Consider the following 15,943-nt stretch of genomic DNA (forward strand, 5'->3'; position numbering starts at 1 on the left):
ATCAGGCCTCCTTGAACGGGAAACCGAGGTGCTTGAGCAGCGCCCGGCCCTGGTCGTCGGTCTTAGCAGTGGTCACGATCGTGATGTCCATGCCACGCTGACGGTCGATCTTGTCCTGGTCGACCTCGTGGAACATGACCTGCTCGGTGAGACCGAAGGTGTAGTTCCCGTTGCCGTCGAACTGCTTGGGAGACAGACCGCGGAAGTCCCGGATACGCGGCAGCGCCAGCGACAGCAGCCGGTCCAGGAACTCCCACATCCGGTCGTTGCGCAGGGTGACGTGCGCGCCGATCGGCATGCCCTCGCGCAGCTTGAACTGGGCGATGGACTTACGGGCCCGGACGACCGCCGGCTTCTGACCGGTGATCACGGTGAGGTCACGGACGGCGCCGTCGATGAGCTTCGAGTCGCGCGCGGCCTCGCCGACGCCCATGTTCACCTTGATCTTGGTGATCGTGGGCACCAGCATGATGTTCTCGAACCCGAACTCCTCGTGCAGCTTCGCGATGATCTCCTCGCGGTAGCGCTGCTTGAGGCGCGGAGTGGGCCGAGTCTCGACGGACTCAGTGGTGTTCGCGGTCATCAGTTGTCCTCACCCGACTCGTCAGAGGCGGCCTTGGCCGACTCCTTCTTGGCAGGCTTCTCGTCATCCTTGAGCTTCTTGACGTTGCTCACGTGGATGGGAGCCTCCATGGTCTGCACGCCGCCGGTCTTGGCGCCACGCGGGCCCTGGTGGGTCTCCTTGGAGTGCTTCTTGATCATGTTGACGCCTTCGACCACCACGCGCTCCTCGCGCGGGAGGGCGGCGATCACACGACCCTTGGCACCCTTGTCCTTACCGGCGATGACCTGAACCAGGTCACCCTTCTTCACATGCAGCTTCGGCATTACAACACCTCCGGCGCGAGCGAGATGATGCGCATGAACTTCTTGTCACGCAGCTCACGTCCGACGGGGCCGAAGATACGCGTACCGCGAGGGTCACCGCTGTCCTTGATGATGACGGCGGCGTTCTCGTCGAAGCGGATGTAGGAGCCGTCGGGCCGGCGGCGCTCCTTGACAGTGCGGACGACGACGGCCTTGACCACGTCGCCCTTCTTCACGGTGCCGCCAGGGATGGCGTCCTTGACCGTGGCGACGATGATGTCGCCGATTCCCGCGTAGCGCCGGCCCGAACCGCCGAGCACACGGATGCAAAGGACTTCCTTCGCTCCCGTGTTGTCGGCGACCTTGAGCCGCGACTCCTGCTGGATCACTTGTACTCCTGTTTGTCTCGCTGGTTCTCACCCGGAGGGCGAGCCTTGCGGAACCGCTGTGGTCTTGTTCCTCCGGCGACAGCTCTTCGAGCCGCCGCCGCAGGCGGGGCGAAGGCGGGCTCCGCCCCCTTGGACACCGTCATGGGGGGTGACGCAGGTCACCCCCCACGAGGCGCGTTCTTTACTTGGCCCGCTCGAGGATCTCGACGACCCTCCAGCGCTTGCTGGCGGACAGCGGCCGGGTCTCCATCAGGAGAACGCGGTCGCCGACGCCGCAGGCGTTGGCCTCGTCGTGGGCCTTGTACTTGGTCGTCCGGCGGATGACCTTGCCGTACAAGGGGTGCTTGACGCGGTCTTCGACAGCGACGACGACAGTCTTGTCCATCTTGTCGCTGACGACCAGACCCTCACGGGTCTTGCGGTAGTTCCGCGCCTCGGTCGTGCTCTCAGCAGTCTCAGCCATCGATCGACTCCTTCTCAACCGTCACAATGCCGAGCTCCCGCTCGCGCATCACGGTGTAGATACGGGCGATCTCGCGGCGGACGGCGCGCAGCCGCCCGTGGCTCTCCAACTGGCCGGTCGCGGCCTGGAAGCGGAGGTTGAACAGCTCCTCCTTGGCTTCCTTCAGCTTCTGGACCAGGGTGTCCTGGTCCTCTGCCCGCAGCTCACCGGCGGTCAGGCCCTTAGCCATCACGCCTCACCCACTTCACGCTTAACGAACCGGCACTTCATCGGGAGCTTGTGCATCGCACGACGCAGGGCTTCGCGAGCCACCGGCTCAGCGACACCCGAAAGCTCGAACATGACGCGACCGGGCTTGACGTTGGCGATCCACCACTCCGGCGAACCCTTACCAGAACCCATACGGGTCTCGGCAGGCTTCTTGGTGAGGGGACGGTCCGGGTAGATGTTGATCCAGACCTTTCCGCCACGCTTGATGTGACGGGTCATGGCGATACGAGCCGACTCGATCTGGCGGTTGGTCACGTAGGAGTGCTCAAGCGCCTGAATGCCGAACTCGCCGAACACGACCCTGGTGCCACCCTTGGCGGCGCCGTGACGGTCAGGCCGGTGCTGCTTGCGGTGCTTGACCCTGCGAGGGATCAGCATGGTCAGCTCCCTTCAGCACCCGGCTGCTCAGCCGGGCCGGTCTCGGGGGCAGCCTGCGAGGCCGCCTCGGTCCTGGGGGCACGGTCGCCACGGCCTGCGCCGCGACGGGGACGGTCGCCACCGGCACGGCGGGGACGGTCACCACCGGCTCCGGCACCGCGACGGTCGTCGCGACGCTGGCCCGCACGAGCACCGGCGGCAGCCGCCTCACGCTCGGCGCGGCTGGTCGGAGCCTCACCCTTGTAGATCCACACCTTCACGCCGATGCGGCCGAAGGTGGTACGGGCCTCGTAGAGGCCGTAGTCGATGTCCGCACGGAGCGTGTGCAGGGGCACGCGGCCCTCGCGGTAGAACTCCGAGCGGGACATCTCGGCGCCGCCCAGACGGCCGGAGCACTGCACCCGGATGCCCTTGGCGCCGCTCTTCATGGCCGACTGCATGGCCTTGCGCATGGCCCGCCGGAACGAAACACGGCTGGACAGCTGCTCGGCCACACCCTGCGCGACGAGCTGAGCGTCGATCTCCGGGTTCTTGACCTCAAGGATGTTCAGCTGAACCTGCTTCTTGGTCAGCTTCTCGAGGTCGCCACGGATCCGGTCGGCCTCGGCGCCGCGGCGGCCGATGACGATGCCCGGACGGGCGGTGTGGATGTCGACCTGAACACGGTCGGTGGTCCGCTCGATCTCCACCTTGGAGATGCCGGCCCGCTCCATGCCCTTCTTCAGCATGCGGCGGATCGCCACGTCCTCGGCGACGTACGACTTGTAGAGCTTGTCGGCATACCACCGGCTCTTGAAGTCGGTCGTGACGCCGAGGCGGAACCCGTGCGGGTTAACCTTCTGACCCACTAGCGGGTCCTCCCCTTCGGCTCGCGGGACTCCACGATCACGGTGATGTGGCTCGTCCGCTTGTTGATCCGATAGGCACGACCCTGAGCGCGGGGACGGAACCGCTTCAGCGTCGGGCCCTCGTCGACCCACGCACGACTCACGAAGAGCGTGTCGCGGTCGAGCTTGAAGTTGTGCTCCGCGTTCGCAATGGCGCTCGACAGCACCTTGTACACGGTCTCGCTCGCCGACTGGGGAGCGAACTGCAGCACGGCCTGCGCCTCCGAAGCGGGCAGCCCGCGAATGAGGTCCACCACGCGGCGGGCCTTCATGGGCGTGTGGCGCGCAAACCGCACCTGAGCCCTGGCTTCCATCGCTTACTCCTCTTACCTTCTAAGGCGCTTACCGCCGGCTGCGGCGGTCTTCCTTGACGTGGCTGCGGAACGTCCGCGTCGGAGCGAACTCGCCGAGCTTGTGACCGATCATCGACTCGGTGACGAACACCGGGACGTGCTTGCGACCGTCGTGAACGGCGATCGTGTGACCGAGCATGTCGGGCACGATCATGGAGCGCCGCGACCACGTCTTGATGACGTTCTTGGTGCCCTTCTCGTTCTGGGCATCCACCTTCTTCTGAAGGTGGTCGTCCACGAAGGGACCCTTCTTAAGGCTACGTGGCATTTTGGCTGCTCCTACCGCTTCTTCCGCTTGGTCCGACGACGGATGATCAGCCGGTCGCTGGCCTTGTTCGCCGCACGGGTACGACCCTCGGGCTTACCCTTCGGGTTGACGGGGTGACGACCACCGGAGGTCTTACCCTCACCACCACCGTGCGGGTGGTCGACCGGGTTCATCGCGACACCGCGGACGGTGGGGCGCTTGCCCTTCCACCGCATACGGCCGGCCTTACCCCAGTTGATGTTGCCCTGCTCGGCGTTGCCGACCTGGCCGATGGAGGCCCGGCAGCGAACGTCGACCTGGCGCATTTCGCCGGACGGCATACGCAGGGTGGCGTACTGGCCCTCCTTGGCGAGCAGCTGGATCTGCGCACCGGCGGACCGGCCCAGCTTGGCGCCACCACCCGGACGGAGCTCCACCGCGTGGATGAAGGTACCGGTCGGGATGTTGCGCAGCGGCAGGCAGTTGCCCGGCTTGATGTCGGCCGTGGGGCCGTTCTCGATCCTGTCGCCCTGCTTGAGGCCGGTCGGGCAGAGGATGTAGCGCTTCTCCCCGTCGGCGTAGTGCAGCAGAGCGATGCGGGACGTGCGGTTCGGGTCGTACTCGATGTGAGCGACCTTGGCCGGGATCCCGTCCTTGTCGTGGCGCCGGAAGTCGATGATCCGGTAGGCACGCTTGTGGCCACCACCCTGGTGACGGGTGGTAACCCGGCCGTGGACGTTACGGCCGCCCTTGCTGTGAAGGGGCGCAAGCAGCGACTTCTCGGGCGTGCTGCGCGTGATCTCGGAGAAGTCCGAGACGCTGGCGCCGCGGCGACCCGGGGTCGTCGGCTTGAGTTTACGGATGCCCATCTTTTTCGTTCATCCTTCGTCGGTTAATCCGGGCGAATGCCCCCCGCCGGGAGGCGGGGGGCGTTCGCCCTCTTACTTACTGAGCGAGCGGGTCAGCCGACCTGGCCGAAGATGTCGATCCGGTCGCCTTCGACCAGGCTGACGATCGCGCGCTTGGTGCTGGGGCGCTGGCCGTAGCCGGACCTGGTCCGCTTGCGCTTGCCCTGGCGGTTGATGGTGTTGACGGTGGTCACCTTGACGCCGAAGATCTGCTCAACGGCGATCTTGATCTGCGTCTTGTTGGCCGTCTTCTTCACCATGAACGTGTACTTGTTGTGCTCGTCGATCAAGCCGTAGCTCTTCTCCGACACAACCGGCTTGATGATGACGTCGCGCGGGTCGGCGATCTTCTCCATCAGGCGTCTTCCTTCCCGCTCTTGCTCAGACGCGCGACGACCTGGTCGTACGCCTCCTGAGTGAAGACGACGTCGTCGTAGCAGAGCACGTCGTAGGTGTTCAGCTGCCCGGCGTCCAGCAGGTGGACCTCGGGGGCGTTGCGCAGGCTCAGCCAGGTGAGCTCGTCGCTCTCGTCGACGACGACCAGGACGCTACGAGCCTGCGTGATCTTCCGAAGCGACTCAAGAGCCGCCTTGGTCTTCGGGGTCTCACCGGCGACCAGACCGCTGACCACGTGAACGCGGCCACCGGACGCCCGGTCGGAGAGGGCGCCACGCAGGGCGGCGGCCTTCATCTTCTTGGGGGTCCGCTGGGCGTAGTCCCGCGGAACCGGGCCGTGGACGGTGCCACCACCGGCGAACTGCGGGGCGCGGGTCGAACCCTGACGGGCGCGGCCGGTGCCCTTCTGGCGGTACGGCTTCTTGCCGCCACCGCTGACCTCGCCACGGGTCTTGGCCTTGTGCGTGCCCTGCCGGCGAGCGGCGAGCTGGGCCACGACGACCTGGTGGATCAGCGGGATGTTGACCTTGGCGCCGAAGACGTCTCCGGGCAGGTCGACGGTGCCGGTCTTCGCTCCGCTCACGTCGAGGACGTCAATGGTGCTCACTTGGCAGCCCCCTTCTTGGCAGCGGTGCGGACGAGAACCAGGCTGCCGTTGGCGCCGGGGATCGCACCCTTAATCAGGATGAGACCCTTCTCGGCGTCCACGGCGTGAACCTTCAGGCTCTGGATGGTGGTGCGGACGTTACCCATCCGACCGGCCATGCGCAGGCCCTTGAAGACGCGGCCGGGGGTGGCGCAGCCACCGATGGAACCCGGCGAGCGGTGCTTGCGCTGGGTACCGTGCGAGGCGCCCAGACCCTTGAAGCCGTGACGCTTCATGGCACCGGCGAAGCCCTTACCCTTGCTCTTGCCCGTCACGTCGACGAGCTGGCCGGCCTCGAAGGTGTCAGCCAGAAGCTCCTGGCCGAGGGTGTACTCGCTCGCGTCGTCGGTGCGGATCTCCGCGAAGTAACGGCGCGGGGTGATGTCATGCTTGCGCAGGTAGTCGCCGAGCGGCTTGTTGACCTTCCGCGGGTCGACCTGCCCGAAGCCGAGCTGAACGGCGGAGTAGCCGTCCTTCTCAGGGGTGCGGACGCGGGTCACCACGCACGGACCGGCCTCGACGACGGTCACCGGGACCATCCGGTTGTCTGCGTCGAAGACCTGGGTCATGCCGAGCTTCTTGCCCAGGACGCCCTTGATCTGCTTAGCCATGTCAGTGCGTTCCCTCAGAGCTTGATCGAGATGTCAACGCCGGCCGGAAGGTCGAGCCGCATGAGCGAGTCGACGGTCTTGGGCGTCGGGTCGATGATGTCAATCAGCCGCTTGTGCGTGCGCATCTCAAAGTGCTCGCGGCTGTCCTTGTACTTGTGCGGCGAGCGGATGACGCAGTACACGTTCTTCTCGGTCGGCAGCGGAACCGGGCCCGCGACCTTAGCGCCAGTCCGCGTCACCGTCTCGACGATCTTCTTGGCCGAGCTGTCGATGACCTCGTGGTCATAGGCCTTGAGCCGGATGCGGATCTTCTGTCCCGCCATAATGGCCTCGGTGTCCTTCGCTGTCGTCTGAAAAAGTTGCGTGCGGCCTGTGGCCGCTATGGGTGTCCCACGTAGCAGACGCTGTTGATCTGCGCTTTCTTCCGTGATCTGGCAGTTACTTCGGTCACGTTGCGGCCGAACCAACTGCGAGATCACGGTTCGTGGGGCGTTGCCGGAAGCGCATGCCGTACGGCACCGCCTCCTCGTGGTGCGGCGGCCGGCCCTTTCGTGAGGGCCGACCGCCACTCCGCGATCGTACTACTTGATGATCTTGGTCACTCGACCCGCACCGACGGTGCGGCCACCCTCACGGATGGCGAACTTGAGACCGTCCTCCATCGCGATGGGCTGGATGAGCTGGACGGACATCTCGGTGTTGTCACCGGGCATGACCATCTCGGTGCCCTCGGGCAGGTTCACAACACCGGTCACGTCAGTCGTACGGAAGTAGAACTGCGGACGGTAGTTGTTGAAGAACGGCGTGTGGCGGCCACCCTCGTCCTTGGACAGGATGTAGACCTGAGCCTCGAACTCGGTGTGCGGGGTGGTCGTGCCCGGCTTGATGATGCACTGGCCGCGCTCGACGTCCTCACGCTTGATACCACGCAGGAGCAGACCGACGTTGTCACCGGCCTGGCCCTCGTCGAGGAGCTTGCGGAACATCTCGACACCGGTGACCGTGGTGGTGGTCTTGGTGTCCTTGATGCCGATGATGTCGACGGTCTCGTTGACCTTGACGACACCGCGCTCGATACGGCCGGTGACGACGGTGCCGCGACCGGTGATCGAGAAGACGTCCTCGATCGGCATGAGGAACGGCTTGTCGGTCTCACGGGTCGGCTCGGGGACGTTCTCGTCCACGGCGGTCATGAGCTCGATGATCGAGTCGCCCCACTTGCTGTCGCCCTCAAGCGCCTTCAGCGCTGAGACGCGGACGACCGGCAGGTCGTCGCCGGGGAACTCCTGGGCCGAGAGGAGCTCACGGACCTCGAGCTCGACGAGCTCCAGGATCTCCTCGTCGTCCACCATGTCGGCCTTGTTGAGGGCAACGACGATGTAGGGAACGCCGACCTGGCGGGCCAGGAGGACGTGCTCCTTGGTCTGCGGCATCGGACCGTCGGTGGCGGCGACCACGAGGATCGCGCCGTCCATCTGAGCCGCACCGGTGATCATGTTCTTCACGTAGTCGGCGTGACCGGGGCAGTCCACGTGAGCGTAGTGGCGCTTCTCGGTCTGGTACTCGACGTGCGCGATGGAGATCGTGATACCACGAGCCTTCTCCTCGGGCGCCTTGTCGATCTTGTCGAACGGGGTCGCCTCGTTGAGGTTCGGGAAACGCTCGTGGAGCACCTTGGTGATCGCCGCGGTCAGAGTGGTCTTGCCGTGGTCGATGTGCCCAATGGTGCCGATGTTTACGTGCGGCTTGGTCCGCTCGAACTTGGCCTTGGCCACTGCTTGTCTCCTTAGAGATTCTGACTTGACTTGCGTCTTTTCACTCGGGCTTGGGGAAGCCGGTCCCTGCCGGAACCGGCCGGCGAGAAACCGCTCGCCCCGCACCCCTCCGGTAGTGGGGCGACGATCTCCTCGCCGCCCATACCGAAGCGAATGCCGGGCTTACTCATCCCGCACCCCCTCGGTGGCGGGGCGACGATCTCCTCGCCGCCCGCACCGAAGCGAATGCCGGACTTACTCGCCCCGCACCTTCGCGACGATCTCCTTGGCGATGTGCGCAGGCACTTCCGCATAGGAGTCGAACTGCATGCTGTAGCTCGCACGCCCCTGGGTCCGGCTGCGGAGGTCACCCACGTAACCGAACATCTCAGAGAGCGGCACGAGTGCCTTGACGATCCGGGCGCCGGAGCGCTCGTCCATCGCCTGGATCTGCCCGCGGCGACCGTTGAGGTCACCGATGACGTCACCCATGTAGTCCTCGGGCGTGGTGACCTCGACGGCCATCATCGGCTCCAGGATTACGGCGTCCGCCTTGCGCGCGGCCTCCTTGAAGGCCATCGAGCCAGCGATCTTGAAGGCCATTTCCGAGGAGTCGACGTCGTGGGCCGCACCGTCGGTCAGCGTCACCTTCACGCCCACCATCGGGTAACCGGCCAGCACGCCGAACTCGGCGGCCTCCTGAGCACCCGCGTCGACCGAGGGGATGTACTCCCTCGGAACGCGACCGCCCGAAACCTTGTTCTCGAACTCGTAGCCGTCGTTGCCCTCGCCCAGCGGCTCAAGGTTGATGATGACCCGCGCGAACTGACCGGAACCACCGGTCTGCTTCTTGTGGGTGTAGTCAACCTTCTCCACCTTGCGGCGGATGGTCTCGCGGTAGGCGACCTGCGGGCGGCCGATGTTGGCCTCGACCTTGAACTCGCGGCGCATCCGGTCGACGAGGATCTCCAGGTGGAGCTCGCCCATACCCCAGATGACCGTCTGCCCGGTTTCCTCGTCACGCCGGACCTGGAAGGACGGGTCCTCCTCGGCCAGACGCTGGATCGCGGTGCCCAGCTTCTCCTGGTCGCCCTTGGTCTTGGGCTCGATCGCGACGCTGATGACCGGCGCCGGGAAGTTCATCGACTCCAGGACGACCGGGTTGGCCGGGTCGGCCAGGGTGTCACCGGTGGTGGTGTCCTTCAGACCCATGACGGCGACGATCTGACCAGCGACGGCCGACGGGCGCTCCTCGCGCTTGTTGGCGTGCATCTGGTAGATCTTGCCGATCCGCTCCTTGCGGCCCTTCACCGAGTTGACCACGGCGGTGCCGGTCTCGAGCGTGCCCGAGTAGATGCGGATGTAGGTGAGACGGCCCAGGTGCTGGTCGCTCATGATCTTGAAGGCCAGCGCGGAGAACGGCTCGCTCACGTCCGCGTGACGCTCGATGACCTCGTCTTCCTTGCCGACCGCGTGGCCCTTGAAGGCCGGGATGTCGATCGGAGCGGGGAGGTATGCGACGATCGCGTCGAGCAGGGGCTGCACGCCCTTGTTCTTGAACGCGGTGCCGGTCAGGACCGGGTTGACGGCGCTGGACAGCGTCGCGCGGCGAATGGCCGCGACCAGCTGCTCCTCGGTGGGCTCGACGCCCTCCAGGAAGAGCTCCATCAGCTCGTCGTCGTTCTCGGCGATGGTCTCGACGAGCTTGTCACGCCACTCGCGGGCGGTCTCGGCGTGCTCCGCCGGGATCTCCACGGTCTCGTACATCTCGCCCTTGGCCGCCTCGGCGCTCCAGAGCAGGCCCTTCATCTTGACCAGGTCGATGACGCCCTTGAAGTCGGCCTCGACGCCCCAGGGAAGCTGGATGACGGCGGGGGTCGCGTCCAGGCGGCTGATCATCATGTCGACGCAGCGGTGGAACTCCGCGCCGACCCGGTCCATCTTGTTGACGAAGCAGATACGGGGCACGTCGTAACGGTCGGCCTGACGCCACACCGTCTCCGACTGCGGCTCCACACCGGCCACACCGTCGAACACGGCGACGGCACCGTCGAGGACGCGGAGCGAGCGCTCCACCTCGATGGTGAAGTCCACGTGACCCGGCGTGTCGATGATGTTGATCGTGTGGCCGAGCCACTCGCAGGTGGTAGCAGCGGAGGTGATGGTGATACCACGCTCCTGCTCCTGCTCCATCCAGTCCATCGTGGCTGCGCCCTCGTGGACCTCACCGATCTTGTAGTTGATACCGGTGTAGAACAGGATGCGCTCGGTCGTCGTGGTCTTGCCCGCGTCGATGTGGGCCATGATCCCGATGTTGCGGACCTTGGCCAGGTCAAGAGCGGTCGTGGTGGCCACTTCTCTCGCGTCCTCGTCGTCTCGTCGAACCCGCTGTTACCAGCGGTAGTGGGCGAAGGCCTTGTTGGACTCGGCCATCTTGTGGGTGTCCTCGCGCTTCTTCACGCTCGCCCCGAGGCCGTTGCTGGCGTCAAGGAGCTCGTTCATGAGGCGCTCGGTCATGGTCTTCTCACGGCGGGCGCGGGAGTACTGCACCAGCCAGCGCAGGGCCAGGGTGGTGCTGCGCGCGGCGCGCACCTCGACCGGGACCTGGTAGGTCGCGCCACCGACACGGCGGCTGCGGACCTCAAGGGTGGGCTTGACGTTGTCCAGCGCGCGCTTCAGGGTCACGACCGGGTCGTTGCCGGTCTTGTCGCGGCAGCCCTCAAGGGCACCGTAGACGATGGACTGCGCGATGGAGCGCTTGCCGTCCAGGAGCACCTTGTTGATGAGCGCGGTGACCAGGGGCGAGTTGTGGACCGGGTCGGCCATGAGCTGGCGACGTCCAGGAGAACCCTTGCGAGGCATTCTTACTTCTCCTTCTTCGCGCCGTAACGGCTACGGGCCTGCTTGCGGTTACGAACACCCTGGGTGTCCAGCGAGCCACGGATGATCTTGTAGCGAACACCCGGCAGGTCCTTCACACGACCGCCACGGACGAGCACGATCGAGTGCTCCTGGAGGTTGTGACCGACGCCCGGGATGTAGGCCGTGACCTCGATGCCGTTGGTGAGCCGGACACGCGCGACCTTGCGGAGGGCAGAGTTCGGCTTCTTGGGGGTCGTGGTGTAAACGCGCATGCAGGTGCCGCGTCGCTGGGGGCTGGCCTTGAGCGCCGGGGTCTTGGTCTTGGTGACCTTATCCTGGCGGCCCTTGCGGACCAGCTGCTGAATCGTAGGCACCGCGTCTCCGTTCGTGCTTGCCGGTGATTCGAATCTTGTTGCTTTGCAGGTACTGCCGGTGTCATGACCTGCGGATTTTCCATCCGGTCCGGCCCCCGCGCTCGGGCGTGTCGCGTACTGATCGCGCCACTTTTCGAGCCGGGCCGGTGGAGGAGGCCACACGGCGCCCCTGTCGACTCCCCGCGGGAAACCTGTCGACGCGCACGCATGAGAGCCCATGAAGCCATGGGCACGAAGGGAAAGACTACCTAGTCCATCGCAACACGTCAAAACGGTTGCGCCCGCCGACCGCCGTTGTGGGTGGTCGTATCGTGTTATGGCTCCCGTGGTCGGTTTCCGGCCGACCGCTACTGGGCCCGGGACAAGTCTAGCGGGCGCGGCACGCTTCTCCAGCCGTTCTCCGCATTCGCATGCGGCTTTCACCGCAACATTCCGGTCAAGGAAGTTTCACCGTAACCGGGCCGACATCTCCCGGACAGACGAACAGCGCCCGGTCCCTCGCGAGGGACCGGGCGCTGTTCGTGATCAATCAGCGGTTGTACTGACCGAAGTCGTACTCCTCCAGCGGCACGGCCTCACCGGAGCCCGAGCCGAAGGTGTAGTCCGCCGCGGAGCCGTCGTAGCCGCCGACCGTGTACATCGCGGCCTTGGCCTCCTCGGTCGGCTCGACCCGGATGTTGCGGTACTGCGGCATGCCGGTACCGGCCGGGATGAGCTTTCCGATGATGACGTTCTCCTTGAGGCCGAGCAGCGAGTCCGACTTGGCGTGGATCGCCGCGTCGGTGAGCACCCGGGTCGTCTCCTGGAAGGACGCCGCCGACAGCCAGGACTCGGTGGCGAGCGAGGCCTTGGTGATACCCATCAGCACCGGACGGCCGGAGGCCGGGGTGCCGCCCTCGGCCACGCACTCGCGGTTGATCCGCTCGAAGCGCGGCCGCTCGACGAGTTCGCCGGGCAGCATGTCGGCGTCGCCCGACTCCAGCACGTTCACGCGCTTGAGCATCTGCCGGACGATGATCTCGATGTGCTTGTCGTGGATCGACACACCCTGCGAGCGGTAGACCTGCTGGACCTCGGCCACCAGGTGCAGCTGCACGGCCCGCGGGCCGAGGATGCGCAGCACCTCGTTGGGGTTGACGGCACCGGCGACCAGCTGCTGGCCGACCGAGACGCGCTGCCCCTCGGAGACCAGCAGACGCGACCGCATGGAGACCTGGTAGGCGATCTCGTCGGAACCGTCGTCCGGAACGATCACGATCTTCCTGGTCTTGTCGGTCTCGTCGATGCGGACCCGGCCCTCGGCCTCGCTGATCGGGGCGACACCCTTGGGGACGCGCGCCTCGAAGAGCTCCTGGACACGGGGCAGACCGTGGGTGATGTCCGCACCCGCCACACCACCGGTGTGGAAGGTACGCATCGTCAGCTGGGTGCCGGGCTCACCGATCGACTGAGCGGCGATGATGCCGACCGCCTCGCCGACGTCCACGAGCTTGCCGGTCGCGAGCGAACGGCCGTAGCAGGTGGCGCAGACACCGATCTTGGCCTCGCAGACCAGGGCGCTGCGGGTCCTGACGGTCTCCACCCCGGCCTCGACCAGCGCGGTGACGTGGGTGTCGTTGATGTCGACACCCGCGGACGCGATGACCTTGCCGTCCACCTCGACGTCCTCGGCCAGGATGCGGCCGTGCACGTTGCTCTCGGCGTTCTCCGCCTTGACCAGGTTGCCCTGGGAGTCGCGCTCACCGACGTGCAGCGGGACCGCACGGTCGGTGCCACAGTCGATCTCACGGACGATGACGTCCTGCGCGACGTCCACCAGACGACGGGTCAGGTAACCCGAGTCGGCGGTCCGCAGCGCGGTGTCGGCCAGACCCTTCCGCTGTCCGTGGGTGGAGATGAAGTACTCCAGCACCGACAGACCCTCGCGGAACGAGGCCTTGATCGGACGCGGGATCGTCTCACCCTTGGTGTTGGACACCAGACCGCGGATGCCGGAGATCTGCCGGACCTGCATCAGGTTTCCTCGGGCGCCCGACTGGACCATCATCCAGACCGGGTTGGTCTTCGGGAACGCCTTCTGCATGTCGTCGGTCACGTCACTGGTCGCGTGCGTCCAGATCTCGATGAGCTCCTGACGGCGCTCCTCGTCCGTGATGAGACCGCGCTCGTACTCCCGCTGGACCTTGTCGGCCCTGCGCTCGTACGTCTCCATGATCTCGCTCTTGTTCGGCGGCGCGATGACGTCCTCGATGGAGATCGTCACACCGGCCCGGGTCGCCCAGTAGAAGCCGGCGTCCTTGAGCGCGTCGAGCGCGGCCGCCACCTCCACCTTGGGGTACTTCTCGGCCAGCTCGTTGACGATCGCCGAGAGCTGCTTCTTGCCGACCTGGGAGTTCACGTACGGGTAGTTCGCCGGCAGCGTCTGGTTGAACAGGCAGCGGCCGAGCGTGGTCTCCAGGCGGTAGTTGTCACCCGGCTCCCAGCCCTCGGGAGCCGCCCAGCCGCGAGGCGGCGGGACGTCGCCCCTGAACCGGATCTGGATCTTGGCCTGGATGTCCAGCTCGCGCCGGTCGAAGGCCATGAGCGCCTCGGCCACCGAGCCGAAGACCCGGCCCTGACCCGGAGCGTCCTCGTCGTCGTCCTTGATGGTGGTCAGCGAGTAGAGACCGATGATCATGTCCTGGGTGGGCATGGTCACCGGCTTGCCGTCGGCCGGCTTCAAGATGTTGTTGGTGGACAGCATCAGGATGCGGGCCTCGGCCTGGGCCTCGGCCGACAGCGGCAGGTGCACGGCCATCTGGTCGCCGTCGAAGTCCGCGTTGAACGCGGTGCAGACGAGCGGGTGGATCTGGATGGCCTTGCCCTCGACCAGCTGCGGCTCGAAGGCCTGGATGCCCAGACGGTGCAGCGTGGGCGCGCGGTTGAGCAGCACGGGGTGCTCGGTGATGACCTCTTCGAGGACGTCCCACACGACCGGGCGAGCACGCTCGACCATCCGCTTGGCCGACTTGATGTTCTGCGCGTGGTTCAGGTCGACCAGGCGCTTCATCACGAACGGCTTGAAGAGCTCCAGCGCCATCTGCTTGGGCAGACCGCACTGGTGCAGCTTCAGCTGCGGGCCGACGACGATGACCGAACGGCCGGAGTAGTCGACTCGCTTGCCCAGCAGGTTCTGACGGAACCGGCCCTGCTTACCCTTCAGCATGTCGCTGAGGGACTTCAGCGGCCGGTTGCCGGGGCCCGTGACCGGACGGCCGCGGCGGCCGTTGTCGAACAGCGCGTCGACCGCCTCCTGGAGCATCCGCTTCTCGTTGTTCACGATGATCTCGGGCGCGCCGAGGTCGAGAAGACGCTTGAGACGGTTGTTCCGGTTGATCACACGGCGGTACAGGTCGTTCAGGTCCGAGGTCGCGAACCGGCCACCGTCGAGCTGCACCATCGGGCGCAGGTCCGGCGGGATGACCGGGATGCAGTCCAGGACCATGCCGTTGGGCGAGTTACGGGTGTTCAGGAACGCGGACACGACCTTGAGACGCTTGAGCGCGCGGGCCTTCTTCTGGCCCTTGCCGCTGCGGATCGTCTCGCGCAGGTTCTCGGCCTCGAGGTCGAGGTCGAAGTTGGTCAGACGCTCCTGAATGGCCTGGGCGCCCATGCCTCCGCGGAAGTAGCGGCCGAAGCGGTCGCGCATCTCCCGGTAGAGCAGCTCGTCGCCCTCGAGGTCCTGGACCTTGAGGTTCCTGAAGCGGTTCCAGACCTCCTCCAGGCGGTCCAGCTCGCGCTGGGCCCGGTCACGGATCTGGCGCATCTCGCGCTCGGCACCCTCACGAACCTTGCGGCGCTGGTCGCCCTTGGCGCCGGCGGCCTCAAGCTCGACCAGGTCGCTTTCGAGCTTCTTCTGCCGGGCCTCGACATCGGCGTCACGACGCTGCTCGACGTGCTGCCGCTCGACAGAGATCTTCGCCTCAAGCGACGGCAGGTCACGCTCACGCATGTCCTTGTCGACGTGCGTGATCATGTAGGCCGCGAAGTAGATGACCTTCTCAAGGTCCTTCGGAGCCAGGTCGAGCAGGTATCCCAGGCGGGACGGGACACCCTTGAAGTACCAGATGTGCGTGACGGGCGCGGCCAGCTCGATGTGGCCCATCCGCTCACGACGCACCTTGGCGCGAGTCACCTCGACACCACAGCGCTCACAGATGATGCCCTTGAACCGGACGCGCTTGTACTTACCGCAGTAGCACTCCCAGTCGCGGGTCGGACCGAAGATCTTCTCGCAGAAGAGTCCGTCCTTTTCCGGCTTGAGAGTCCGGTAGTTGATGGTCTCCGGCTTCTTGACTTCACCGTGCGACCACTGGCGGATGTCGTCGGCCGTCGCGAGGCCGATCCGAAGCTCGTCGAAGAAGTTGACGTCGAGCACTTGTAATCCCCTCCTCAGCTTCTAGATCAGACCTCTTCGACGCTGCTCGGCTCGCGCCGAGACAGGTCGATGCCGAGCTCTTCCGCAGCGCGGAAGACGTCCTCGTCGGTGTCGCGCATCT

At 65.9% G+C, this 15,943-nt stretch carries 19 protein-coding genes; all 19 read right to left on the minus strand.

The window, feature by feature from the left end:
• Nucleotide 1: 1 nt before the first annotated feature.
• A complete protein-coding gene (gene rplE, locus ACFY2X_RS37900) occupies nt 2-583 on the minus strand; it encodes a 50S ribosomal protein L5 (RefSeq protein WP_389947905.1) in 582 nt (193 codons plus the stop codon).
• Nucleotides 583-879: a 50S ribosomal protein L24 gene (rplX, locus tag ACFY2X_RS37905; protein ID WP_389947916.1), complete on the minus strand. Its 297-nt coding sequence runs from the start codon at nt 877-879 to the stop codon at nt 583-585. The genes rplE and rplX overlap by 1 nt, the downstream gene beginning before the upstream one ends.
• An 8-nt stretch (nt 880-887) precedes the next feature.
• Nucleotides 888-1,256, minus strand: a complete 369-nt coding sequence (rplN, locus tag ACFY2X_RS37910) for a 50S ribosomal protein L14 (RefSeq protein WP_068896541.1) — start codon at nt 1,254-1,256, stop codon at nt 888-890.
• Between the two features lie 181 nt (nt 1,257-1,437).
• Nucleotides 1,438-1,719 carry a 30S ribosomal protein S17 gene (gene rpsQ, locus ACFY2X_RS37915; RefSeq protein ID WP_389947906.1) on the minus strand — a complete coding sequence of 94 codons (282 nt, stop codon included), beginning with the start codon at nt 1,717-1,719 and terminating at the stop codon, nt 1,438-1,440.
• Nucleotides 1,712-1,948 carry a 50S ribosomal protein L29 gene (gene rpmC, locus ACFY2X_RS37920; protein ID WP_068928352.1) on the minus strand — a complete coding sequence of 79 codons (237 nt, stop codon included), beginning with the start codon at nt 1,946-1,948 and terminating at the stop codon, nt 1,712-1,714. Before rpmC ends, rpsQ begins: the two co-directional genes overlap by 8 nt.
• A complete protein-coding gene (rplP, locus tag ACFY2X_RS37925) occupies nt 1,948-2,367 on the minus strand; it encodes a 50S ribosomal protein L16 (protein ID WP_012887838.1) in 420 nt (139 codons plus the stop codon). Before rplP ends, rpmC begins: the two co-directional genes overlap by 1 nt.
• Before the next feature lie 2 nt (nt 2,368-2,369).
• Nucleotides 2,370-3,215 carry a 30S ribosomal protein S3 gene (gene rpsC / locus ACFY2X_RS37930; protein ID WP_389947907.1) on the minus strand — a complete coding sequence of 282 codons (846 nt, stop codon included), beginning with the start codon at nt 3,213-3,215 and terminating at the stop codon, nt 2,370-2,372.
• Nucleotides 3,215-3,568 (minus strand): 50S ribosomal protein L22, encoded by a 354-nt coding sequence (gene rplV / locus ACFY2X_RS37935; RefSeq protein WP_012887836.1) that lies wholly within the window; start codon nt 3,566-3,568, stop codon nt 3,215-3,217. Before rplV ends, rpsC begins: the two co-directional genes overlap by 1 nt.
• A gap of 28 nt (nt 3,569-3,596) precedes the next feature.
• The gene (gene rpsS, locus ACFY2X_RS37940; RefSeq protein WP_030451498.1) at nt 3,597-3,875 is read right to left on the minus strand and encodes a 30S ribosomal protein S19; all 279 of its coding nucleotides are present in this window, start codon (nt 3,873-3,875) and stop codon (nt 3,597-3,599) included.
• Nucleotides 3,876-3,886: 11 nt separating this feature from the next.
• Nucleotides 3,887-4,723, minus strand: coding sequence for a 50S ribosomal protein L2 (rplB, locus tag ACFY2X_RS37945; RefSeq protein WP_389947908.1), 837 nt, complete (start codon nt 4,721-4,723; stop codon nt 3,887-3,889).
• Nucleotides 4,724-4,815: 92 nt separating this feature from the next.
• On the minus strand, nt 4,816-5,118 hold the full coding sequence (gene rplW, locus ACFY2X_RS37950; protein ID WP_389947909.1) for a 50S ribosomal protein L23: 303 nt from the start codon (nt 5,116-5,118) through the stop codon (nt 4,816-4,818).
• Nucleotides 5,118-5,765 (minus strand): 50S ribosomal protein L4, encoded by a 648-nt coding sequence (gene rplD, locus ACFY2X_RS37955; RefSeq protein WP_389947910.1) that lies wholly within the window; start codon nt 5,763-5,765, stop codon nt 5,118-5,120. Before rplD ends, rplW begins: the two co-directional genes overlap by 1 nt.
• On the minus strand, nt 5,762-6,415 hold the full coding sequence (rplC, locus tag ACFY2X_RS37960; RefSeq protein ID WP_389947911.1) for a 50S ribosomal protein L3: 654 nt from the start codon (nt 6,413-6,415) through the stop codon (nt 5,762-5,764). Before rplC ends, rplD begins: the two co-directional genes overlap by 4 nt.
• Before the next feature lie 14 nt (nt 6,416-6,429).
• Nucleotides 6,430-6,738, minus strand: a complete 309-nt coding sequence (gene rpsJ, locus ACFY2X_RS37965) for a 30S ribosomal protein S10 (protein ID WP_012887830.1) — start codon at nt 6,736-6,738, stop codon at nt 6,430-6,432.
• A gap of 258 nt (nt 6,739-6,996) precedes the next feature.
• Complete coding sequence (tuf, locus tag ACFY2X_RS37970) at nt 6,997-8,190, minus strand: elongation factor Tu (RefSeq protein ID WP_389947912.1); 1,194 nt, start codon at nt 8,188-8,190, stop codon at nt 6,997-6,999.
• Between the two features lie 234 nt (nt 8,191-8,424).
• On the minus strand, nt 8,425-10,473 hold the full coding sequence (gene fusA, locus ACFY2X_RS37975; RefSeq protein WP_389947917.1) for an elongation factor G: 2,049 nt from the start codon (nt 10,471-10,473) through the stop codon (nt 8,425-8,427).
• Between the two features lie 87 nt (nt 10,474-10,560).
• On the minus strand, nt 10,561-11,031 hold the full coding sequence (rpsG, locus tag ACFY2X_RS37980) for a 30S ribosomal protein S7 (RefSeq protein WP_203877424.1): 471 nt from the start codon (nt 11,029-11,031) through the stop codon (nt 10,561-10,563).
• A gap of 2 nt (nt 11,032-11,033) precedes the next feature.
• On the minus strand, nt 11,034-11,405 hold the full coding sequence (rpsL, locus tag ACFY2X_RS37985; protein ID WP_012887826.1) for a 30S ribosomal protein S12: 372 nt from the start codon (nt 11,403-11,405) through the stop codon (nt 11,034-11,036).
• Nucleotides 11,406-11,934: 529 nt separating this feature from the next.
• Nucleotides 11,935-15,822, minus strand: coding sequence for a DNA-directed RNA polymerase subunit beta' (locus ACFY2X_RS37990; RefSeq protein ID WP_389947913.1), 3,888 nt, complete (start codon nt 15,820-15,822; stop codon nt 11,935-11,937).
• Between the last annotated feature and the right edge of the window lie 121 nt (nt 15,823-15,943).

The organism is Streptosporangium sp. NPDC000396, assembly GCF_042898655.1.
Lineage (GTDB): Bacteria > Actinomycetota > Actinomycetes > Streptosporangiales > Streptosporangiaceae > Streptosporangium.